Source organism: Paenibacillus sp. GL_099_B (assembly GCF_057835695.1).
The window spans coordinates 1,576,166-1,598,860 of sequence record NZ_CM174430.1 but is presented as its reverse complement, the minus strand read 5'-3'; the positions used below and the strand labels follow the sequence as shown (position 1 = coordinate 1,598,860).

Annotated in this window: 21 protein-coding genes; 4 read left to right on the top strand and 17 right to left on the bottom strand. The window is 46.9% G+C overall.

Annotation, left to right across the window (positions count from 1 at the left end; genetic code table 11):
- Positions 1 to 28: 28 nt before the first annotated feature.
- From AC3ITG_RS07295 to cysT, 9 genes are all read right to left on the bottom strand, one after another.
- The gene (locus tag AC3ITG_RS07295) at positions 29 to 964 is read right to left on the bottom strand and encodes an ABC transporter ATP-binding protein (RefSeq protein WP_163756555.1); all 936 of its coding nucleotides are present in this window, start codon (positions 962 to 964) and stop codon (positions 29 to 31) included.
- On the bottom strand, positions 961 to 1,986 hold the full coding sequence (locus AC3ITG_RS07290) for an ABC transporter ATP-binding protein (protein ID WP_489253291.1): 1,026 nt from the start codon (positions 1,984 to 1,986) through the stop codon (positions 961 to 963). Before AC3ITG_RS07290 ends, AC3ITG_RS07295 begins: the two co-directional genes overlap by 4 nt.
- Positions 1,987 to 2,117: 131 nt before the next feature.
- A complete protein-coding gene (locus AC3ITG_RS07285) occupies positions 2,118 to 2,963 on the bottom strand; it encodes an ABC transporter permease (protein WP_413376242.1) in 846 nt (281 codons plus the stop codon).
- 7 nt (positions 2,964 to 2,970) lie between these two features.
- Entirely contained in the window at positions 2,971 to 3,921 is a 951-nt protein-coding gene (locus tag AC3ITG_RS07280; protein WP_062326882.1) for an ABC transporter permease, read from the bottom strand.
- A 54-nt stretch (positions 3,922 to 3,975) separates the two neighbouring features.
- Positions 3,976 to 5,583 (bottom strand): ABC transporter substrate-binding protein, encoded by a 1,608-nt coding sequence (locus AC3ITG_RS07275; protein WP_465115666.1) that lies wholly within the window; start codon positions 5,581 to 5,583, stop codon positions 3,976 to 3,978.
- A 222-nt stretch (positions 5,584 to 5,805) separates the two neighbouring features.
- Positions 5,806 to 6,870 (bottom strand): sulfate ABC transporter substrate-binding protein, encoded by a 1,065-nt coding sequence (locus AC3ITG_RS07270; RefSeq protein ID WP_413376238.1) that lies wholly within the window; start codon positions 6,868 to 6,870, stop codon positions 5,806 to 5,808.
- Positions 6,871 to 6,925: 55 nt separating this feature from the next.
- Positions 6,926 to 7,990: a sulfate/molybdate ABC transporter ATP-binding protein gene (locus AC3ITG_RS07265; protein ID WP_489253290.1), complete on the bottom strand. Its 1,065-nt coding sequence runs from the start codon at positions 7,988 to 7,990 to the stop codon at positions 6,926 to 6,928.
- Between the two features lies 1 nt (position 7,991).
- Positions 7,992 to 8,789 carry a sulfate ABC transporter permease subunit gene (locus tag AC3ITG_RS07260; RefSeq protein ID WP_053781724.1) on the bottom strand — a complete coding sequence of 266 codons (798 nt, stop codon included), beginning with the start codon at positions 8,787 to 8,789 and terminating at the stop codon, positions 7,992 to 7,994.
- The gene (gene cysT, locus AC3ITG_RS07255) at positions 8,786 to 9,601 is read right to left on the bottom strand and encodes a sulfate ABC transporter permease subunit CysT (protein WP_413376234.1); all 816 of its coding nucleotides are present in this window, start codon (positions 9,599 to 9,601) and stop codon (positions 8,786 to 8,788) included. The genes AC3ITG_RS07260 and cysT overlap by 4 nt, the downstream gene beginning before the upstream one ends.
- A 364-nt stretch (positions 9,602 to 9,965) precedes the next feature.
- Between cysT and AC3ITG_RS07250 the strand changes: the two genes are divergently transcribed.
- The gene (locus AC3ITG_RS07250) at positions 9,966 to 10,367 is read left to right on the top strand and encodes a secondary thiamine-phosphate synthase enzyme YjbQ (RefSeq protein ID WP_489253289.1); all 402 of its coding nucleotides are present in this window, start codon (positions 9,966 to 9,968) and stop codon (positions 10,365 to 10,367) included.
- A gap of 196 nt (positions 10,368 to 10,563) precedes the next feature.
- Here AC3ITG_RS07250 and AC3ITG_RS07245 read toward each other — a convergent pair whose 3' ends face one another.
- From AC3ITG_RS07245 to tkt, 5 genes are all read right to left on the bottom strand, one after another.
- The gene (locus tag AC3ITG_RS07245) at positions 10,564 to 11,166 is read right to left on the bottom strand and encodes a TetR/AcrR family transcriptional regulator (protein ID WP_063564400.1); all 603 of its coding nucleotides are present in this window, start codon (positions 11,164 to 11,166) and stop codon (positions 10,564 to 10,566) included.
- 5 nt (positions 11,167 to 11,171) lie between these two features.
- Positions 11,172 to 11,804, bottom strand: coding sequence for a YigZ family protein (locus AC3ITG_RS07240; protein WP_413376229.1), 633 nt, complete (start codon positions 11,802 to 11,804; stop codon positions 11,172 to 11,174).
- Positions 11,805 to 11,968: 164 nt separating this feature from the next.
- Positions 11,969 to 13,324: a glucose-6-phosphate isomerase gene (locus AC3ITG_RS07235; RefSeq protein WP_063564402.1), complete on the bottom strand. Its 1,356-nt coding sequence runs from the start codon at positions 13,322 to 13,324 to the stop codon at positions 11,969 to 11,971.
- A gap of 187 nt (positions 13,325 to 13,511) precedes the next feature.
- Entirely contained in the window at positions 13,512 to 13,829 is a 318-nt protein-coding gene (ppnP, locus tag AC3ITG_RS07230) for a pyrimidine/purine nucleoside phosphorylase (RefSeq protein ID WP_053781719.1), read from the bottom strand.
- A 143-nt stretch (positions 13,830 to 13,972) separates the two neighbouring features.
- Complete coding sequence (gene tkt / locus AC3ITG_RS07225; protein ID WP_489253288.1) at positions 13,973 to 16,015, bottom strand: transketolase; 2,043 nt, start codon at positions 16,013 to 16,015, stop codon at positions 13,973 to 13,975.
- Between the two features lie 433 nt (positions 16,016 to 16,448).
- Between tkt and AC3ITG_RS07220 the strand changes: the two genes are divergently transcribed.
- Positions 16,449 to 16,934, top strand: coding sequence for a hypothetical protein (locus tag AC3ITG_RS07220; protein ID WP_489253287.1), 486 nt, complete (start codon positions 16,449 to 16,451; stop codon positions 16,932 to 16,934).
- A gap of 84 nt (positions 16,935 to 17,018) precedes the next feature.
- Here the strand turns inward: AC3ITG_RS07220 and purU are convergent, their stop codons facing one another.
- Together purU and AC3ITG_RS07210 are read right to left on the bottom strand one after the other, a co-directional pair.
- Positions 17,019 to 17,912, bottom strand: coding sequence for a formyltetrahydrofolate deformylase (gene purU, locus AC3ITG_RS07215; RefSeq protein WP_489253286.1), 894 nt, complete (start codon positions 17,910 to 17,912; stop codon positions 17,019 to 17,021).
- A gap of 22 nt (positions 17,913 to 17,934) precedes the next feature.
- Complete coding sequence (locus AC3ITG_RS07210) at positions 17,935 to 19,062, bottom strand: deoxyribonuclease IV (protein WP_489254435.1); 1,128 nt, start codon at positions 19,060 to 19,062, stop codon at positions 17,935 to 17,937.
- Positions 19,063 to 19,231: 169 nt separating this feature from the next.
- Between AC3ITG_RS07210 and AC3ITG_RS07205 the strand changes: the two genes are divergently transcribed.
- Positions 19,232 to 19,702 carry a DUF2621 domain-containing protein gene (locus AC3ITG_RS07205; protein WP_285075126.1) on the top strand — a complete coding sequence of 157 codons (471 nt, stop codon included), beginning with the start codon at positions 19,232 to 19,234 and terminating at the stop codon, positions 19,700 to 19,702.
- A gap of 156 nt (positions 19,703 to 19,858) precedes the next feature.
- A complete protein-coding gene (locus AC3ITG_RS07200; RefSeq protein ID WP_489253285.1) occupies positions 19,859 to 20,770 on the top strand; it encodes a TIGR01777 family oxidoreductase in 912 nt (303 codons plus the stop codon).
- Here AC3ITG_RS07200 and AC3ITG_RS07195 read toward each other — a convergent pair.
- A complete protein-coding gene (locus AC3ITG_RS07195; RefSeq protein ID WP_489253284.1) occupies positions 20,759 to 22,675 on the bottom strand; it encodes a DUF6382 domain-containing protein in 1,917 nt (638 codons plus the stop codon). The two genes, AC3ITG_RS07200 and AC3ITG_RS07195, sit on opposite strands and share 12 nt — an antisense overlap.
- Positions 22,676 to 22,695 lie beyond the last annotated feature (20 nt).

Sequence of the window (22,695 nt, the reverse complement as noted above, 5' to 3'; positions counted from 1 at the left end):
TCATTATTCCATTGATATTCCTAATCCATTATATCCTGTCTCGATAGCCGGATACAAAGTGTCCTGGTGAAACTTCCATCCACTCCGGTTCTTCATCCCGTCCTCGAGCGGATGGGTCGGTATCCCCACTGTAGATTGGTGGCATAACGTTCCGTACCGTTGGATCAGGTACAGGTATTGCCGCCAACAATGCCTGGGTGTACGGATGTACCGGATTACGGTACAGTTCTTCTGTTGGTGCTACTTCTACCAGCTTACCGCGATACATCACACCGATTCGGTTCGAGATGTGACGTACCATCGACAGATCATGGGCAATGAACAAATAGGTCAGTCCCAGCTCTGCCTGCAAATCTTCAAGCATATTGACCACCTGTGCCTGTACAGACACATCCAGGGCGGACAACGGCTCATCACACAAAATGAACTCCGGGTTCACCGACAATGCACGGGCAATGCTGATCCGCTGACGCTGCCCTCCACTGAATTCATGTGGATAACGCTCCGCGTGCTCTGGCTTCAGGCCCACACGGTTCATCAGGTCAAGCGCCCGCCCCTTCATCTCTGTCTTGGAAGCATAATTATGAATTTCCATGGGTTCACTAATAATCTGCAGGACATTCATACCCGGATTTAGTGAAGAATAGGGGTCCTGAAAAATCGTCTGCATCCGTTTGCGGAATGGCTTCAACTGGCGTTCATTCATCTTCGCAACGTCCTGTCCGCCAAACATAATGCTTCCATCCGTCACATCATAGAGTCTCACGATGCTTCGTCCAGTTGTTGATTTGCCACAGCCGGATTCACCGACCAGTCCGAACGTTTCTCCCTTGTGAATATGAAAACTGACGTTATCCACGGCTTTCACGACGTCTTTGCCTTTGCCAGCACCACGTACCGGAAAATGTTTTTTCAGGCCACGCACGTCCAGCAGCACTTCACGCTGATCGGTTCCTGTACTCATTGCTCCACCTCCTCTGACGATGCTCCTGTTTGTAGTTGTTGTTGTTCCCGACCCTCATCGTCCAGCAACCAGCATAGCGCTCGATGACCAGGTGCAGTCTCGGTATACGCAGGCATCTGTTTGCATACTTCCATGGCGTGTGGGCAACGTTCCATAAACGGACATCCAGTTGGTGGATGAAGCAGATTAGGCGGTGTACCTTCAATGGTTGCCAGCCGCTGGCGTCCACCTTCCTCGCCGTGCTTCGGAATGGAGCGCAGCAATCCCTGAGTATACGGATGCTGCGGATGAGCGAAAATACGCTCCACTGGCCCCTCCTCCATTATGAGTCCACCGTACATCACAATCACTCGGGTACAGACCTGAGCAACGACACCAAGGTCATGCGTAATCATTAGAATGGAAGTCTGCGTGGACTCTTTCAGCTCCTGCATCAGCTGCAAAATCTGTGCCTGAATGGTCACATCCAGCGCTGTCGTCGGTTCATCCGCGATCAATAACTCCGGCTTGCAGGACAGAGCCATGGCGATCATTACCCGCTGTCTCATGCCTCCGCTGAACTCGTGTGGATATTGGTCAATCCGTTCTTCCGGAGAAGGAATGCCCACTTGCCGCAGCAACTCAATCGCTTCCTTGCGTGCAGCCGACTTGTCCATTTTCCGGTGACGACGAATGACCTCTGTCATCTGTTTGCCTACACGAACCACTGGATTAAGTGATGTCATCGGATCCTGGAAAATCATCGAGATGCGGTTGCCCCGGATTTTGCGCAGCTCCTTGTCCGACTTGGTCAGCAGATCCTCTCCACGGAACAGAATCTGACCATCCGTAATCCGGCCCGGGGACTGGATTAGCCGAATCAGCGAACGGGCGGTAACACTTTTGCCACTACCGGACTCGCCGACCAGTCCAACCACTTCGCCTTCTTTTAACGTAAAACTCACTCCCCGGACGGACTGTACCTCACCTTCCCGGGTTGCAAAGGACGTTTTCAGTTGTTTGACCGATAATAAATCTGTCATTTTGTATTCACCCCGCTGTTTACATGATATGGGTTGTCGACTATATAAGTTAAAAGATTAATTTCACACTGGATCACTACGCGATCAGAACAACTTCTATATTCCAAAAACATTTGGCAGTAAACAATTATCTATCGCTTATTCGCTTTAGGCTCGAAGGCTACGCGGAACACATCCCCCAAGAAGTTAAACGACAGCACCGTCAGCAAAATAAACAGTCCCGGGAAAATCGCCATATATGGCGCTTCACTAATAAAGCCCTGCGCATCGTTCAACATGCTGCCCCAAGAAGAGCTCGGTTGTTTAACACCAAGTCCGAGGAAGCTTAGCGACGATTCCATTAGGATCGCACTCGCGATGTTGATGGTTGCTGCGACAATAATGGTTGGAATAATGTTGGGAATGATGTGCTTCATTATGATCCGTCCAGGCTTTTGACCCGATACACGCGCATACAGTACGTATTCCCGTTGCTTGACTGACATTGCTTCAGCCCTGACAATCCGGGCAATATTCATCCAGCTCAGCACCCCAATAATGACAATAATCGTACCGATCCCCGGCTTAAGATATGCGTTCAGGATCAGCATCAGGAAGAAGGATGGAATCGACATGAGCACATCAACAATACGCATCAACGTATTATCTACCCAGCCGCCAAAATAACCACTAACCGTACCTACAAGTGTTCCCACAATAACGGCGATTGCCATCGAGAGGAAACCTACGGCGAGAGACACCCGTCCCCCGTATAAAGCCCGAGCCAAATAATCCCGTCCGTAATCATCCGTACCAAACCAATGATCTGCACTTGGCTGTTGAAGCCGCTCCATCACTACAATTTCATTAGGATCATGTGGAGACAGAAACGCAAACAGGGATGCGAGCACAAAGATGCCCAATATGATGACAGCCGCAAGGCCCAGTTTCTGCTGTCGGAACTGCGTCCGTAAATTACGCCAGCGCATTGAATTCATTTTTGTCTCACCCCGTTGTCTTGATTCGTGGATCTACCACGCCATATAAGATATCAGCTACCAGGTTTCCGACGACCAGCAGCACAGAGGACATCATCGTAATGCCCATAATAATCGGATAATCTAGGCCATGAACGGCCGAAATCCCGAGAGATCCCATTCCCGGCCATGAGAAAACGGACTCCGTAATAAACGCTCCCGCAATCAGCTCCGGCAAAGACATACCGAGAATGGTGATTACAGGCAGCAGTACATTTTTGAGTACATGACGAAGCAGTACCGTTCCTTTGGTTGCGCCGTAGGCATACTGGATTTGAACATAGTCCTCTTCCAGTTGACTGATTGTATTCGAGCGAATATACCGCATGTACACGGACACGTTCATGAAGGTCAATACTGTACATGGCAAAATGCCATGTTTGATAATATCCCAAGCGGAGTCCATACCAACCGTTCGCATACCCATACTTGGCAACCAGTGCAGCTCTACTGCAAAGAAATAGATCAGCATCATACCGAACCAGAAGCTAGGAATCGATATCCCGATATACGAGATTAAGCTGAGTCCACGGTCAAACAGACTGTTCTGACGCGAACCCGCAATCATGCTCAGCGGAATGGAAATCAGCAAAGACAATAATAGCGATGCTCCCATTAAACCAAACGTAGCGGGCAATCGTTCAATAATCATTTCGGCAACCGGGCGATGGTTCACCAGTGAATACCCAAGGTCGCCAGACAGTACATTTTTGAGCCATACGACATATTGCACGTACATCGGTTGATCGAGACCGAGGTTTTGCCGAATACGCTCCACATCTTCTGCACCCATATTCGGGGTAACAAATGAAAGCACCGGATCGCCCGGCGCCAGCTTGATCAAGGTGAACGATACGATGGAGATTACAAAAAGAAGAGGGATCGCTTGTGCGATCCTTCGGACAATATAGTTGTTCACATGGGCACCTCCGAATCAACGCCGGCCTCGCGGCCGGCGTTATTGGCTTGTAACTTATTTTTTAAAGATTTTGGACAGATCTTCAAGCATCACGACTGGTTTCGGATTTGCATCTTCAACACCGCCGTATGTGTTATCCACAGCCACTACAGCTTTCGTGTAGGCGATTGGATATACAGTCATTTCGTTTGCTACAGTTTGTTGGATTTGTTTGTACAAATCGCCACGTTTCGTTTCGTCAATTTGAACGGCTGCTTCATTCCACAGCTTGTCAAAATCGGCATTTTTATAATGGGAGTAGTTATATGCCGCATCGCTCAAGAAGAGAGATTTATAAGCATCTGGCTCATAACCCATGATGTATCCACCAAAGGACAATTCAAAGTCTGTATTGTTCATGTCCAATGTACGGTTACCGTAAGCCGTTCCATCCATCGGCAGCAATTCTACTTCAATGCCCACGTCTTTCAGCTTTTGCTGAATGTACAGCGCTTGGCTTGTTTGCGGTTTGTTAGTGTTCGTGTAAGCAAGACGCAATTTCAGGTTGCTAACGCCTGCATCAGCCAGCAATTGTTTTGCTTTTTCCACGTTGTAGTCGTATTTCTCGACATCGTCCGTTTGGTACAGCGTGTCCGGTGTCAGAATCGACGGAGCCGGCTCAGCAAAATCAGCTGAAGAATACGAAGCGGTGATCAGTTCATTTTTATCCAAAGCATAAGCGATGGCTTGACGAACTTCTTTCTTTTGCATCGAAGGCACGTTCAGGTTGAACACCATGTATTGCAAGCGGCCTTCCGGATAAGTCAGCATGTTGAATTTGCCTGTGTCGTTCAATTTGTTGTAATCCTGTGTGTCGACCATACGCATTTGAATCTCGCCGTTTTGCAAAGCCAGGTTCGCTGCATTTGGATCTTTCGCTACACGATATGTCACGCTATCCAGATGAGCTTTGCCTGCAAAGTAGTCATCAAAACGTTCCAGTGTTACGTATTCGCCCGGACGGTATTCCTTGAACTTGAATGGACCGGAACCGATCGGGTTGTTGTTTTTGTCGCTTTTCTCAATATCGGCTTCGCCTTCGAAAATGTGTTTAGGGATTGGAGAGAAAGAAACCAATGCTCCTTCAAAAGCAGCAGATACTTCCGGCAATTTGAATTCTACCGTCAGGTCATCGACCTTGGTTACTTTAACCGGTTTGCCATCAAAAACATATTGACTACGGGAAGAACTGTGCTGTTTCTCATCAAGGATGCTATCCATTGTAAACACAATATCATCCGCTGTCAGAGGCTGTCCGTCATGCCATTTCAGACCGTCTTTCAGCTTCAATGTATACGTCAGGTGATCATCAGAGAAGCTGTCGCTTTCTGCGAGCACATACGTTTTTTTGCCATCATTCACGTTGAACAGTGGAGCATATAAAGATTGATCAATCGTCAACGTTACACGGTCACCCGCATAGATTGGATTCATCACTTTAGGATCATCCTGAACGGCAATAATGATGCTTCCGCCATCTTTCGGTTGCCCATCATCCGTTGTCGCTGTATTTTCTGCGGTATTAGACGAAGAACTTGTTCCGTCACCGCTGCTTCCGCATGCACTCATGATTGCTACAACCAGAACCAGCATCAATGACAGCCACATTTTTTTCGATTTCATTATGATATTTCCCCTCGCTGTAATTTAACGTTCTGTTAGATAGTATAGGCAAGGGATCGACAAATTGCAACGATTTTTTCCAACTTAACCTATCGGGTTTAAATGAAATAACATTATTGTCTAGAAATGAAAAAAACCTCCAGATCACATTGCATCGTGAATGAAGGTTTGAATGACAATTAATCTACTGAAATTCAATAACAGGATGATGCTCTTACGGGCTTACAACCCGGCCAATACCTGGTACCATACGCCTCGTTTGGAATACAGTGTACTGCGTACCTTGTCCCATCCGCCGAGATAGTTAATATCGAACAGACCTTCAGGCGTTGGGAACGAGGACTTCGTCTCTGCAAACACATCCGGGTCTACCGAACGGAAACCATGCTTGGCAAAAATGCGCTGTGCTTCCGGTGTTCTTAGATAGGCTACAAAAGCCTCCGCCAATTCACGATTGCCATGCTTGTCTGCATATTTGTCCACAACAACCGCCGGATTCTCAATCAGGATCGTGTTTTTGGGAACCACAATGTCATAATTTACACCCTTGGCAATCCGGGCAAGCAATTCATTTTCATACGTGACGATAACGTCTCCCACGCCATATTCGAAAGCCGCCATGGAGGATCGACCACTCTTATCCAGTGACTCGACATTCTCATGTACTTTTTCCAAAAAGGCTTTAGCCACGGCAGGATCTTTCTTCCCTTGCTCCTTCTCAGATAACTTCAACCCTGCACCATAGATGGCATTAATGTCCCACTGTGCTCCGCCTGACGTCTTGGGATTAGGATAAAGCACCTTAACACCCGGCTTGGTCAAATCTTCAAAATCGCGAATACCCAGCGGGTTGCCTGCTCTTGTACCCAGAACAACGATCGAGCGGGTGATCATGCCATCATTCGGTGCCTGTTTCCAATTGGAGCTGACCAGATCGGCTTTGACCAGCTTATCGATATCACTTTCCATCGCCAGAAGTGCAACATCAGCTTCGAATCCACCAACAATGGCTCTTGCTTGTGTCCCGGAGGCTTCATAGGATTCTTGAAAGTGAACCGTCTGTCCAGTCTTGGCTTTCCATTCCTCCTGGAATTTGGGCAATAATTCTCCGACGGCGTCTTTGGCTACACTGTAAGCACCGATAACCAATGTATTGGATTGGTCGTCTGTCGAGGTTCCGTTCTGTCCACTCGCATCCTCCTGCCTGCTACATCCAACGGTCATGCAGACGAGCAGAAGCATGAGGACAACATATAAAGGGGTGATTTTCTTCTTCCTCGTCTGCATGGGCAGCACCTCTCTCCAAAATTCTAGAACATTTCTGAACCAAATGATCTTCTGATTAGATGATGACCGGCATTGGATCTTCCTTCAATCGGTTCTCAACAACCCAGCTATCGTTATCATTGAACAGATATGCCCGATGCACGAGCACTCGAATCTGTTGACCGACTTGCAGGGTTGTTTTCTCCAGGGAACGATACGTAATAAGTTTATGGCCCTCAACTTCCACTTCCACCATCCATTCACTTCCGCGGAAATGAAGGTGTTTGACGATACCCTTTTCAGTAGCGGACAGCATGCTAAACTCGTTTTTCAAACCGATCTCGATATACTCAGGCCGGATCAGCGCACGTGTGCGCTCCCCTTCCACCGCATGTTCGAAGCCCTTAAGCTGTGAAGCATCCTCCACGACGGTGGATTCCCCGATAAATGTGGCAACAAAAGGCGTCTCTGGATTTTTGTAAATATCCCATGGCGTGCCCTTCTGCTCCAACTGCCCTTGGCTGATAATCATGATTTCGTCGGCAACTTCAATCGCTTCATCCTGGTCATGGGTTACAAAAATCGAAGTGATGCCTACACGTTCAATTAGCTCTCTCAGCCATGAACGCAATTCCTGCCGGATCTTGGCATCAATGGCGGCAAACGGTTCATCCAGCAGCAGCAGCTGTGGCTCAGGGGCCAAGGCTCTGGCAAAAGCGACACGCTGCCGCTGTCCACCAGACAACTGATGTGGATAACGCTGTTCGAAACCTTTCAGCCCCGTCAATTCCACCAGCTCCATGACCCGATCGCGGACCTGGGCTTTGGGTGTCTTTTTGACCTTGAGTCCAAAGGCGATATTATCAAATACCGTCATATGTTTGAACAAAGCATAGTTCTGAAATACAAATCCGATTCCCCGCTCCTGCGGAGGCAGATGGTTTACGACTTTTCCGTGAAAACGAATCTCCCCGGAACCCGGATTCTCCAGCCCTGCCAGCATACGCAGAATGGATGTTTTCCCACCTCCGCTGGGTCCCAGCAAACCGATTAGATGGCCTTTGGCAATATCGAACGAGACATCTTTTACCGCATGAAAATCACCGAAATGTTTGTTCAGATCACGGACTTCCACATGCATCTCAATGCACTTCCTTTCGCTTCTTGGCCCATTCCATCATAAGCAGCAGCCCGACGGAAAAAGTAACCAGTACCAATGCCACACCATTAGCGGCAGCAACGTTAAAATTCTCTACATCCTGATATACAAGCGTTGTGGCCGTCTGCGTTTTGTTCATAATGTTACCCGATACAACCAGCACTGCACCGAATTCCCCAAGTGAACGGGCAACAGTCAACACAAGACCGTACACAACCGCCCAGCGGATGGAAGGCCAGGTAACACTCCAGAACGTTCTCCAGCCGTATGCACCAAGCGTTGACGCAGCCTCTTCCTGCTGAGATCCAAGCTCCTGCAAGACAGGCATTACTTCTCGAACCATCAGTGGAAAAGTGACAAACAACGTTGCAATGACCATGCCCGGGAAGGCATACACCACATTGAATCCAATTCCTTCAAAAAAAGCGCCCATAATGCTGTTGGGACCCAGCAGTAGTACAATCATCAATCCGCCAATGACGGGCGATACGGCATAGGGCAGATCCACGATGCTGTTCAGCAGCCCTTTCACCCGGTCACTCAGCCATCCGGCACGAACCAGATAAATAGCCATCATAACGCCAAACAATGTATTTAACAGCGTGACAACAAGTACAACAAGTCCTGTCATCATCAAGGCATGCAGCGCCTCAGGGCGCAACAGCCCCTCCAGGAATCCTCCTGCCCCGTCTTCAAATGCACCAATAAAAATACGTCCAAGCGGGATGATCAGCAGTACAATGAACACCGCAAACGTCAGTCCGATTAATAGTCGCCTCATCGTCTTCTCCCCCGCATCTGCACCAGATTAATGAGCCAGAGGATCAGGAAGGAGAGTGTTAAGAGCAGTACGGAAACGGCCGCGGCACCGGTTGGATTGTCACTTTCGATCTCTCCGTAAATAAATACGGAAGCCGTCAATGTTCTTCCCGGAATATTGCCTGCCACCAGCACAACAGCCCCAAATTCGGCCAGTGCTCTGGAGAATGCGAGCATTCCCCCACTAATCATACCAGGAGCCATGGACGGAAGAATGACCTGCCTGAATGTGCGCGCCTTCGATGCTCCCATCGTGTAGGATGCCTCTTCCTCTGAAGAATCGATCTCCTCGAGCAAAGGCTGCACCGCACGAATGACAAAAGGAAACGTAACAAAGGTCATCGCGATCACAATCGCAGGCTGGTGAAACACAATTTCAACCCCCATGGATTCCGCCAGTTTGCCAATGGCACTAATCGGGCCCAGGAGCAGCATAATCATCAGGCCACCAACGGCTGTTGGCAGAGCAAAAGGAAGATCTACCAGACTGTTAAGGAATGACCTCCCAAAAAAGCGATAACGTGTCAGCACCCAGGCAATCATGGTCCCCAAAATGACGTTAATCACCGTGGCTATAACGGCCAGTCGGATCGTTAACAGCACAGCTTTCCATGCAATCGGGTCCATAATGCTTTGGATAAAGTTACTCCATCCTTCAGAAAAGGAATTGACGTACACACCGATGATTGGAAGTACAATGAGTACGATAAAATATAGCAATACGGTACTGCGGAATCCCCAAGTCCATCCCTTGTGACGAAGAACGGTATTCATTGCTGCATTCCCTCCCAGCCTCCGGTTCTATGTCCGGTCGGCAGTCTTCCTGCTTTGGTACAACCATTTTCCTAAGTTGGATTTTATGACTTTAATATTATTCCCATTAGTCTACTTGGTTTTTACTTATCTGATACTTTACCAGTTTGCAGTGCTAATCGTCAATGCTTTTATTGAATAAAATCGGCGTACATATGAGATGGATTCATATGTAATTACACTGCCTGCTACATGGCCAGAACAACCTTCCGATCGCTGTTATATCCAGATTTCTTTGATCCTCTTTATTTAAGTGGTTTGTTTGGTACGTAGTGGTTAAGGTACAATTTAGGGGACAAATTTGGAGCAAAAGGAGTGGAGTAATATGTTATATACGAAGAATTTATCGACATCCCGACGGGATGAGATGAAGGATATTACGCGGGAAGTGGAACAGGCTGTCCGTGACAGCGGTGTGCAGAATGGGACTGTATTGATTTATTGTCCACATACGACAGCAGGCATTGCGATTAATGAAAATGCAGACCCGGATGTCAAACATGACGTACTGCTTCGTCTGAACGAAGTGTATCCTTGGGAACATCCCGAATATCGGCATGCTGAGGGGAATACGGCTTCTCACTTGAAATCAATCACAACCGGACCATCACAAACGGTGATTATACATGAAGGCAGATTACTGCTTGGCAGATGGCAGGGCATCTATTTTTGCGAATTTGATGGTCCTCGTCAACGGGAATATTTCCTTAAAATCATGGAAGGTTAGCTCCATTTCAACCCCATTTCTAATGATGATTCGCCATCAATCGAAATAAAAAACAAACAGGCGGTCCACCCTATTTTAGGGATGTAACCCGCCTGTCATGGTCTTCTTCCCGCAAAAACTTTCGCGAGACAACGTTATAAAGAATTAATGTTATGACAATTCACCGCCCTGAAGTGTGGAGTGCGACAAAAGCGCCTTATTGGACGCCAGGCTGGTGTTGGAGATTACGGCAGAGTACTTTGACATGAGATAACGCAGCCGATTCAATCTCTGCAAAGGTTAAACGGTCCTGAATATAATATGATATGAATCCGTGCATGGACAAAAATAGCGTACGTGGTACACATTGAATATCCTCTTCCGTACAGCCCTCTTCATTCATGTATTGCCGAATAATGGAGGCGAACAATTCAAAGCATCTTCCTTGCTCCGTACGACAATACGATAGCAATTCCTCATCCCGAATCATGAACATGATCTCGTACTGATACGGATTCTCCAAACCAAAACGAATAAACTCCATCATGATATGTTCTACCTTGCTCACGCCGCCCATGACTGGCCTGACCATGGCTTGCAGCAGCAAATGCCCCAGATGATTGAAATCTTCAACCACGATGGCATAAAACAGCTCTGCCTTTTCCTTAAAATGATAATACAGCGACCCATGACTATAGCCCAGATGCTGGCCGATGCTTCGCATCGAAATGGCACGGTATCCTTTGGTAATAAAAAGATGCCTTGCCGCCTCCAGTATCCGCTCCCTCGACAACTCCTGTTCGACTGCTCTTCTAGCCATATATTTTATTCCCCTTCAATAAAATAAAGCCGCTGTCCCTCCGTGATCCGGGATTGCCCTTGCGTCAAATCTGTGATCCAGGCCACAAATGCCTCGGTTTCACTATCCGGCGGAAGACAAGTCAACGTAACCTTATCGGTGAACCCAGTTTCACCTGTACGGACTTCCCGGCTCCTTAATTCATTTTCCACTTTGCCCAGCCATGTATAATCCAGTTCAACAAACACTTCACGATGGAGCACTTTGGTAATCGCTTCCCCGGCTTCTATGGCTGCAACTGCTCCATCCGTATAAGCACGAATTAACCCACCTGCTCCAAGCATAATTCCCCCAAAGTAACGTGTAACAACGATAGCCACATTTTTCAATTGCTGATTTTTGATGACTTCAAGAATCGGTTTCCCCGCGGTTCCGCTTGGTTCGCCATCATCGGATTGCTTCTGGATCTCATCCCGCTCACCAATCATGTACGCGGAGCAGTTATGAGTAGCATTCCAATGTTTTTTCTTGATTTCATCAATAAAAGCGTTGGCTTCTTCTTCCGTCGTGACCTGCATAATATGACCGATAAATCGCGACTTTTTGATTACAATTTCCAGATTGCCCGGTCCTCGAACCGTGCGATAACGTTCAATCATCCCTATCCAACTTTCCACCAATTTGATCCATTTTACAAGAAAGCAGTTCCCCGCGCGCACGCGGACGAACTGCCTTTGTTTAACATCCGGGAAACCATTGCTTCACAATGACTCCCCGAATGTAATTACATTACCTTATTTAACTATATGAGCAGACCGATGAATTATTCGGAAAGTCTCGCTTCCAGCGCTGCTTTCTCTTCTTCAAAGCCTGGTTTGCCCAGCAAAGCGAACATATTTTTCTTGTAAGCTTCCACGCCTGGTTGGTCAAATGGATTGACTCCCAGCAGGTAACCACTAATGCCGCATGCTTTTTCAAAGAAGTATACCAGATATCCGAAAGAATATGGAGACATATCTGGAATGTTCACAATCAAGTTTGGTACTTGACCATCTGTGTGTGCAAGCAGTGTTCCTTGGAACGCTTTTTTGTTAACAAAGTCCATCGTTTTACCTTCAAGGAAATTCAGACCATCCAGATCATCCGGATCTGCTTGGATCGAAATATGCTCCGATACTTCAGCAACCTGAATCACAGTTTCGAAGATGTTCCGGCTACCCTCTTGAATGAATTGACCCATGGAGTGCAAGTCAGTCGAGAAATCAACGGATGCAGGATAAATCCCTTTGTAGTCTTTACCTTCACTCTCTCCGTAAAGCTGTTTCCACCATTCGGATACAAAGTGCAGGGATGGCTCGTAGTTGACGAGGATTTCTGTTCCTTTACCTTTGCGATACAGTGCGTTACGAACAGCTGCATATTGATACGCTTCATTCTCAGCTACGTTCGGGTTGCTGTATTCTTTGGAAGCGTCAGCCGCACCTTGCATCATTTCTTCGATGCTGATGCCAGCTGCTGCGATTGGCAGCAAACCTACAGCCGTCAGAACGGAGTAACGTCCACCTACATCATCCGGGATAATGAAGGATTCATAGCCTTCTTCATTCGCCAGTTTTTTCAGTGCGCCGCGCTCTTTATCTGTTGTAGCATAGATACGTTTGCGAGCTTCTTCTTTACCATATTTTTTCTCCAGTGCTGCACGGAAGATACGGAAAGCAATCGCTGGCTCCGTTGTTGTACCGGATTTGGAGATAACGTTAACGGAGAAGTCTTTACCTTCAACCAGATCCAGCAAATGAGTTACATACGTGGAGCTGATGTTGTTTCCTGCAAAGTAGATTTCAGGCGTTTTGCGTTTGTCTTTAGGCAGATTGTTGTAGAAAGAGTGCGTAAGCATCTCAATCGCTGCACGTGCACCAAGGTATGATCCACCAATACCGATGACGATCAGTACTTCAGAATCGCTTTGGATTTTAGCAGCCGCTTTTTGAATACGGGAGAACTCTTCTTTGTCATAAGCGGTAGGCAGGTCAATCCAGCCCAGATAATCCGATCCGGTTCCCGTTCCGTTGTGGAGCTGCTCGTGAGCCAAACGAATCGGTTCAGCGAAATAGTCCACTTCATGCTGATTGACGAATTGCAGGGCAGTGCTGTAGTCAAACTTCACTTTTTTTGCCATGATCTATAAAACCTCCTGATATCGGTAGCGTATTTTTTTCCGTTTTCCATTCTAAAACAACTTAGCCTAAGGATACTTCAAATCCACAGGGCTGACAAGCTTGCAGCCCGAACTTTGTCGTTAGAGTTTAAGAAGCAAAAAGGGTTAACCGAATCCGCGAGTTGCGGTTCTGGTTACCCTTCTTGTATTATTCCGCCGGGTACGAACAGCAGTAGTCGGTAACGCTGCGTATCTCCAGTTTAAATTTGGATTCGGCAGGCACGTGGAACGTAGCTTGACCTTGAATCTCTTGCCAATCTTCTTCTCCAGGAAGTAATACTCTCAGATCGCCGGACAGAATTTCCATAATCTCACGGGAATCTGTACCGAACTCATAACTGCCTGGAAGCATAATACCCAGAGTCACCTTGCTGCCATCCCCCAAAATAACTGTTCTGCTAGTTACCTGACCCTCATAATAAATGTTGGCCTCTTTCACTACACTGACTTGATCAAACTGTGACATGCGTACCCGCTCCCCCTGAAGTTAATCAAAACAAAAGGCAAAACAGATCAGGGCGGTTGCCCGCCCATTAAATCTGCCGGAAATCACTTGCTGCTAGGCAGGACAGAAATTAAACTGTACCTCCTGCAGCATTTTTCAAGCTATTACAGCAATGCTTTTACGCGATTAACCACGTTTTCCACAGTGAAGCCATACTCTTGGATAACACGGTCTCCAGGCGCGGATGCACCAAATGTGCTGATTCCGAGAATGTCGCCGTGATCGCCGACATATTTTTCCCAACCCATTGGGTGAGCCATTTCAATCGCCAGACGAGCTTTAACATTCGGAAGCAGGACGGATTCTTTGTATGCTTTGTCCTGTTTCTCGAACAGATCCCAGCTCGGCATGCTGATTACGCGAACTTGGATGCCTTGTTCAGCAAGTGCTGCTTGGGCTTTGACAGCCAGTTGCACTTCGGAACCTGTAGCGATAATTTGGGCAACGGCTTTGCCTTCTTTTGCATCAGAGACAACATACGCACCACGTTTCACGTTTTCACGGGAACCTTCCACGGTACCTTCCAGAATAGGCAGGTTTTGACGAGTGAGTACGAGTGCAACCGGATTGCTCTTGTTCTCAAGCGCATAAGCCCATGCTGCAGAAGTTTCATTACCGTCAGCCGGACGAATAACTGTCAGGTTAGGAATGATACGCAGGGATGCCAATTGCTCGATTGGTTCGTGAGTAGGACCGTCTTCACCAACAGCGATACTGTCGTGAGTCAGGACGTAAGTTACAGGCAGACCCATCAGTGCAGCCAAACGAACAGCTGGACGCAGGTAGTCTGTAAATACGAAGAATGTACCTCCGAATACTTTCACACCACTGTGCAGTGCCATACCGTTCATTGCTCCAGCCATACCGAATTCACGGATACCGAAGTAGATGTTGCGACCGGAGTAATCTTCAGGTGAGAAGTTCTCCAGATTGTTCAAGTGAGTCATTGTGGAGCTCTCAAGGTCAGCAGATCCACCTGTCAGTTGTGGCACGTTATGAGCCAAACCGTTCAGTGCATTACCGGATGCTACACGAGTGGATACAGCTTTGTCTGTTGCTGCATATTTAGGCAGATCGCGATCCCAACCTTCTGGAAGGTCGCCATTGATTGCCGTTTCGAATTGAGCTGCCAGCTCAGGGAATGCTTTTTTGTACTCAGCAAATTTCTCGTCCCATGCTTTGTTAGCAGAGATACCACGATCTTTCACTTGTGCAAAGTGTTCGCGAACTTCAGTTGGAACGTGGAAATCTTCCTGGTAAACCCATTTGTAAAACTCTTTAGTCAATTTGGCTTCGTCTGCACCCAGTGGAGATCCGTGAGTACCGCCGTGGCCGCCTTTACCTTGTTTGTTCGGGCTACCGTAACCAATTACAGTTTTAACTTCAATCAGTGTAGGACGAAGCGTATCTGCTTGACCTTCTTCAATTGCTTTTTGGATTGCAGGCAGATCGTTACCATCTTCAACGCGCAGCACTTGCCAGCCATAAGCTTCAAAACGCTTCGCGATGCTTTCAGAAGAAGACAGGTTCAATTTACCATCCAAAGTGATGTCATTGGAGTCGAACAACATGATCAATTTGCCCAGGTGCAAACGTCCAGCCAGGGAAGCTGATTCATGGGATACGCCTTCCATCAAGTCACCGTCACCACAGATTGCGTAAGTGTGGTGGTCAATTACGTTGAATTTGTCTTTATTATATGTTGCGCCCAGTTGAGCTTCAGCCATAGCCATACCTACAGCCATTGCAATACCTTGGCCCAGTGGTCCAGTTGTTGCGTCAACGCCTGCAGTATGTCCGAATTCCGGGTGACCCGGAGTTTTGCTTCCCCATTGGCGGAACTGTTTCAATTGTTCCATAGGCAGGTCATACCCGCTCAGGTGAAGCAAGCTGTACAGCAACATGGAGCCATGTCCCGCGGACAGAACAAAACGGTCCCGGTTAACCCAAGTTGGGTGGTCCGGGTTATGTGTCATCGTTTTTGCAAAAAGTTGGTACCCCATTGGAGCGGAGCCCATAGGCATTCCCGGGTGTCCGGAATTTGCCTTCTCGATTGCATCAATCGCCAGTGTACGTACGGTAGTGATCGACAGGTTGTCGATGGTGTTGTTCTCTTCCTTTTGAATCGCTTCGTTCTTGTCAGTCATGGTTTGTCCTCCTCATGTCTTTAGATAAGTCGGGTTGCGCAAGCGAATCCCTCTCATCATACAAGCAAACCGAATTTCACAATAAGTGAATCCGCTTGAGTGTTTCATTTTGACTTATTCACTTTTGTATTGTATCACTTGGCGTGAAGGTTTTCCATAACCTTCTTTTAGAAGATCGGGAAAATTCGGCTGTTTATGACGAGGGATTTGTTTCCAGTTGCGCAAAAAGAGTGTCATACTGAGCATTTCAGCATATCTTCTAGCTCAGCCAGCATCGCAAATCCATCGGATGAAGTATAACCTTTAAGCGGAAAACCATACTCTTTTTAGATATCGAAGTTGATTTTGCATATAATGGTCCTTGATCATGATTGGAAAAATCGGACTTTTGTGCACATCAGGCTGTACTTCATATGGAAAGGAGGATTCGCATATGCCGGAACATTTGGCTAAGTCACCAAAGTCGCTAAAGCACATATTACCCTGGAAAGCCGGGGTTTTAACAGGTCTTACATCCGGACTTTTGCTCGGGTTCTTTTTAAAGGCTATTCAGACTTACACTGGTGTAAAAGTCTATACCTTGCTGCTGAACATTGATTTTGTTCCATGGCTTCCGCCCACGCTACCTGAGTTCATTGAATTTGGGCTGCATCTTATCGTTTCCATAATGATTGGCATCTTCTACATATGGTGGATTCAGCGTTCAGGTCATCCGATATCCAAAGGCGTTCTGATCGGCGCGCTCTCTTCCCTGCTGTATATCCCACTCTCCCAGCTGTCGAGCCGTGTGCCTGATCTATATAATATAAAAGCGATACTTTACTGGCTGGCAGGGCATCTGTTATTTGGCATGGTCGTTGGTTGGTGCGGTCATGTATGGAAGCACAGCCAAAAAGGCGATCCCCCATTCAAACACTAGTAGGGAATCGCCTTTTCTTTTTTTTCGGAATAGAACTGAACTGTATCTTTCCGAATCAACCTTGCGCAGTATTAAAGCATTAGCTTAAAACACAACGGTTTTATTTTCATGAACCAGTACACGGTCTTCAACATGCCATTTGACCGCACGGGCAAGAACTACACGCTCAATGGTACGTCCGATGCGTTTCAACTCGGTTACATCATCCCCGTGGCTTACACGCTGAACGTCCTGCTCAATGATCGGTCCGCCATCCAGCTCTTCCGTAACATAGTGAGCCGTCGCACCGATAATTTTAACACCACGGTTGTACGCTTGGGCATATGGTTTACCACCGACAAAGGCAGGCAGAAACGAGTGATGAATGTTAATAATACGATTGCGGTAATGCTCAATGAACATCGGGGAAATGATCTGCATGTAACGGGCAAGAATAATTACATCAATATCATTGCCAATGACGTCCAACTGACGTTGTTCCGCTTCCTTCTTCGTATCTGCTGTAACAGGAATATGGTGATAAGGAATGCCAAATGATTCTACATAGTCCTTCATATCCAGATGATTGCTCACAACAAGTGAGATGTCTGCATCCAGATCGCCAGCTTGCCATTGCCACAACAGCTCGACCAGACAGTGATCCTCCTTGGATACAAAGATAGCAAGTTTCTTCTTGCGGCTAACCGCAGAAAGACTCCAATCCATTTTGAAACGGTTTGCCACTTCTTCAAAATCAGCTTCCAGCTTGGGCAGGTTCACCGATAATTGTGGAAGATCGAACTCGATCCGCATAAAAAACATGCCGCCAGCCGGGTCCATTGTGTATTGGTCCGACTGTACAATGTTTGCACCATGCTGGTGCAAGAAATGGGATACTGCGGCAACAATTCCCGGTCCATCCGGACAGGAAATGAGCATCCGCGCCCGATCGGCGCGGTTTTTAACATCAGGACGTACTTGTTTAGCGTGAATCTCCATCGGGTTATTCTTCCTCCTTCAACTAGGCCGTGACAAAAATTTCTTTGCCTGCAAGCCAGGCGATCAAACGATGATTCAGTTGTTCTTCATTCAAATGTGGGAACAATGCGGCTTCAGCCACGAGGTCATACAGACGTTCCAACGGCTCACGTGGATCGGCTTTCTTCGCTTTGGCATCATTTTTGAGCAGCGTCCAGATATCCAGAACATATGAACGAGACTCAATCTCTTTTCCTTTGAAGAAATGATGCAGTTGTTCCACTTCTGTCAGGAATTCGGGACCAAATCGACCAGCAACATCCCCGCGAAGCAATGCAATCTCTGCTTCATACATAGGACGCTGAGTTTTGGCCTCTTTGCCGATCCAAGGCGTTTCCAAAATAAACGGACGGCCCTTAAGAGCTTCGTGATGCACGATGCGGTTAATTGCCTCAAAACCAATCCAGCCAGAGCCAATCGGTGTATGACGGTCTTTGTGCGCACCCACAGGGTTCTTACTATCATTAATATGCATTACGGCAATGCGGTTAAGCCCTACCGTACGATCAAATTGTTCAAGAACACCGTCCAGGTCGTTCACGATATCATAACCTGCATCGTGAATGTGACATGTATCCATACATACAGTAAGGCGTTCATTGTGTGTAACCTTCTCCATGATCTGAGCAATCTCTTCGAAGCTGCGGCCCATCTCAGTTCCTTTGCCAGCCATCGTTTCCAGAGCGATATTAACATCCGTCTCTTTCACACCATCTAGCACTTCATTCAAGCCTTCAGCAATACGTCCGATGCCGTAGTGAGCATCCTTGTCCGTAAATGCGCCGGGATGCAGCACGATATTTTTGACACCAATCGCATGTGTACGACGAATCTCTTCCTGAAGGAAACTGACGGCCAGCTCATACGTGTTTTCTTTGTATGATCCGAGGTTAATAATGTATGGCGCATGGACAACGATATCTTCCATTCCGCCCTCTTGCATCGCAAGCTTGCCTTCCTCAATAAACATGGACTCAATAGGCTTGCGGCGGGTATTTTGCGGTGCACCCGTATATATCATAAACGAACTAGAACCGTACGAGGACGCTTCCTTCGTTGCACTCAATAATCCCTTGTCCGAAAAGGACACATGGGAGCCGATTTTAAGCATCATTAATCCCCCTTTTTCTGAATTATCCCTTATTCTAACGCGATTATCGAAATAAATCTAGAAATGCGCTATAATTCGGGATATAGGCTATTTTTTACAGCTGTAATTTGGAACATGGGGGGCGGAATCCGTCTTTCCGTGAAAATCAATAAACCGAGGTGACTCCGCAATGATTTTCGGCTCCTACGCTTTGACGTTGACAAGTAGTTCCCCCAGCAATTGGTTTATGAACACGATTGCATTCTGGACAGTTCTTTTGCTTGGAAGTATGTGTGTTGGCGGATTTTTTATGATGCGCAAGTTTTTGAAAGTGCTTCCGAAGGCAGACGGGAAGTCGAAACTCGATTGGCAGAATCACTGGGTTGAAACCAGCCGTCATTTATGGACAGATGAAGCAAAAGCTTTCCTCGATCAACTTGTAGAACCCGTTCCCGGACCATTTCGAGATATCGCCAAACATTCCATTGCAGCAGAGATCGGCAAAATTGCGTTCGAAAATAATGCGCCTGAAGTATCCAGAGATCATTGCATTAAAGGATACATTATAGCCACACCGAAGCGGGATAATAAGTTTCTGGTGAAATTTTTGGAGAAGAACCAAATTGATTATTCGCCTTATAAACATTTGATGAATAAATAGATCAATGAATTCAGACGAACATGTATTTGGCTTACATATGTGCAAACATGCTCCGTCAGGTAAGTCATTCCCAGCAAGGCAGTGCTTACCGTCGGGGCTGTTTGTCGATTCGATAATACATGTCAGTACAGTCAACATAACAAGGGGGTCGCCAAGATGAAGATTGCGATTTGCGGAGGTACCGGTTTTGTCGGAGGAGCAATCGTTGATTACTGGCTTCAGGCAGGCCATCATGTGAAAGTTATTACACGCAAACTGCCGAATTTACATAATCCCAGCCAAAACCTTACTTATATCTCATGGGAACAGGTAGAGGAACAGCCTCATTTGCTGGAGGGAATGGATGCCTTGGTGAATCTCGCCGGAGAAACGTTGAATCAACGTTGGACAACCAAAGCGAAACTGGAGATTGTTGAATCAAGAGTGACTACTGTAGCACGCGTAGCCAAATTGATAGATTCACTGGAACACAAACCGGAGGTGGTCGTACAGGCATCTGCCATGGCAATCTATGGCACCTCTCCTACAGAAACATTTGATGAGAACAGTCCTCAAAAATCGGTGAATTTCCCATCCCGCGTTTCTCAACAATGGGAAATTGCTGCTGATGCCATCAAACATGTGAGACTCGTGAAAATCCGCGTTAGCCTCGTGCTTGGTCATAAAAAAGGTGCTTTTCCATTAATGAAACTGCCTTATATGCTTGGTGTTGGGGGCAGGGTGGGAAGTGGCAAACAGTGGACCAGTTGGATTCATATTATGGATATTGTGCGTTTGATTGATTTCACGATCCAAAATAAAGAAATCTCCGGTCCAGTGAACGCCTCTTCGCCCACCCCAGTTACCAACGATGAATTCGGACGTACGGTAGGCAAAGTGTATCATCGTCCGCACTGGTTCCCCGTACCCGGAATTCTGATCAAAACACTGGTCGGTGAACTCTCTGTCGTGCTGCTTCAGGGACAGCGGGTTATCCCGCAAAAAGCGTTGGATCACGGATTTCAGTTCACCTTCCCTACATTAATCGATGCATTGGAAGATCTAAAACACCGGGGTCTATCCGACTGATCGATACGTGTAAACAGACTCAGCCAACGCAAAGGTATCTCCATCTTCCAGTGGATATTCTTTGTATGGAGCAAGAACATCGCCTTTGAGAATGGTTCCATTCACAGAACCCAAATCCTTAATGACATAGCCCGATTTGTTCCGGCTCAATTCCACATGAGCACGGGACACACCGGTTGCTGAATCTACCCACTGGACCATGTCCGCAGATCGGCCAATAACAAACGATGCTCCACGGATATCCATCCGTTCATTTTTGTCCCCTGTTGCTGATCTGCGTTCAAGATAAAAAGAAGGTGCAACTGGACCTGCTCCTGTAATGCTTCCGCCAGCAACACTTTGCAAGTTTACAGTTGCATCAGCCGCCGCATGATGACGAACAAGTTCCGATGTTGCAGCCACGGATTCGACAGCATGCTGAACAAAAGGTTCATCAGATACTTCGGATGGTATATGTAGATTTTGAAAGCGAGAATTCCCTGCTACAGATGACCTAGATTCAAAAGAGTGCCTCCGTCCTGATTCAGAACTTTGCATATCACCAGAGCTCTGTTGACTCGTGTAACCTTGTGCATAGGCGTTACCTTCTGGTGACTTTTCAGATGCATTCCAACGCCAGCTCTCCTGAAACATCTCTTCTTCGCTTTCTTTCTGCTTATCTTTGCCTCTTCCCAAGCCAAAAAAAGCAGATCTCCTATTGGTAGAGCCCTCTTGTAATTCGCCATCTGTATATTCTTCATTCGGCATCTTTTTGCTTAGCAGATTGGATTTCGAATTTTTGAATTTCCCTTTGGTCACCCATGCCCAACCCGCGATCCCAAGCAACCCAGCACTTAATGCTGTAGATAGAATCATTTGTGTCTGCCCTGATTGTTCCATATAGATGAATCTCCATACCAGCGCCATGGCAATCATACAGCCCAGAATGATATAGGTCGTTTTGGAAGAATCCTGCTTCTTGTCCTTCTCATCCTTTTCCATATCATCGTCCTGTATTGAATCAAAAGTTTGGCGCTGTGACGGATTTTCAATACCTTTCGCTTGCAATGAGGACTCTATCGGTGAACGTCTGCCTGAAAATCCTGAAAAGGGTTTGTTAAGTGGTTTATCATCCTCCGCAGTATGTATCCTAGGTTGATGATTTGATTTCAACTGCTGCCCAGCTTCGCCATTTCGATCCAACTGACGATACTGATCTTGCCCACTTCTATTAGAAAACGGATCATTTCCCTGCTCTGGAACTGCAGAAAGTGGCATTCCAAAATGATGATCAGTTGTGCCGGATGACCCACGTGAAGACATAAACGATGCCTGGCCTGAACCACTCTGCTCATCTGCATATAATTCAAGCAAAAGTTCACGCAGTTGTCTGATATCCCATTGTTCAACGTTGCATAGCTGGAGGACACGCTGAATTCCTTCGCCCTGAAGTTCCTGAACATGGGCCATTAGCCTAATAACCAGTTCCCGGAATTGCTGAGGGGTCGGATCGACCTCAACTGCATCGACAATCGGGATGTATACCAAACCAAGTTCTCCCAGTTCAAGTGAACCATTTATGAATATGTACTCTTCCTGAATCTGTAATTTACGTGAATCCAACATATATTGTCTACATTCCGTAAACGTATCTGCCAGCTGAAACAATAGACCATATAACACACGCAGCTTGATTTTTCCTGACTTCAACATTTGAGGTAACATCTTATATCCCGAAATATCATATTGTAACGTTACATTTCGGTCTACCTCTCTAATATGAACGGGAAGAAGACGGGGAATTTGATTGGAAGACAGCATGCCCATCTGCACACGGCTCAGTTCGTCCATTCGCAGCCCTTCCGCTTTCTCCAAAACCATAAACGATCCGCCGTTTCGAATGAAATCTCTCGTTAATCCATACATGCCAATCCTCTCTTTCCATT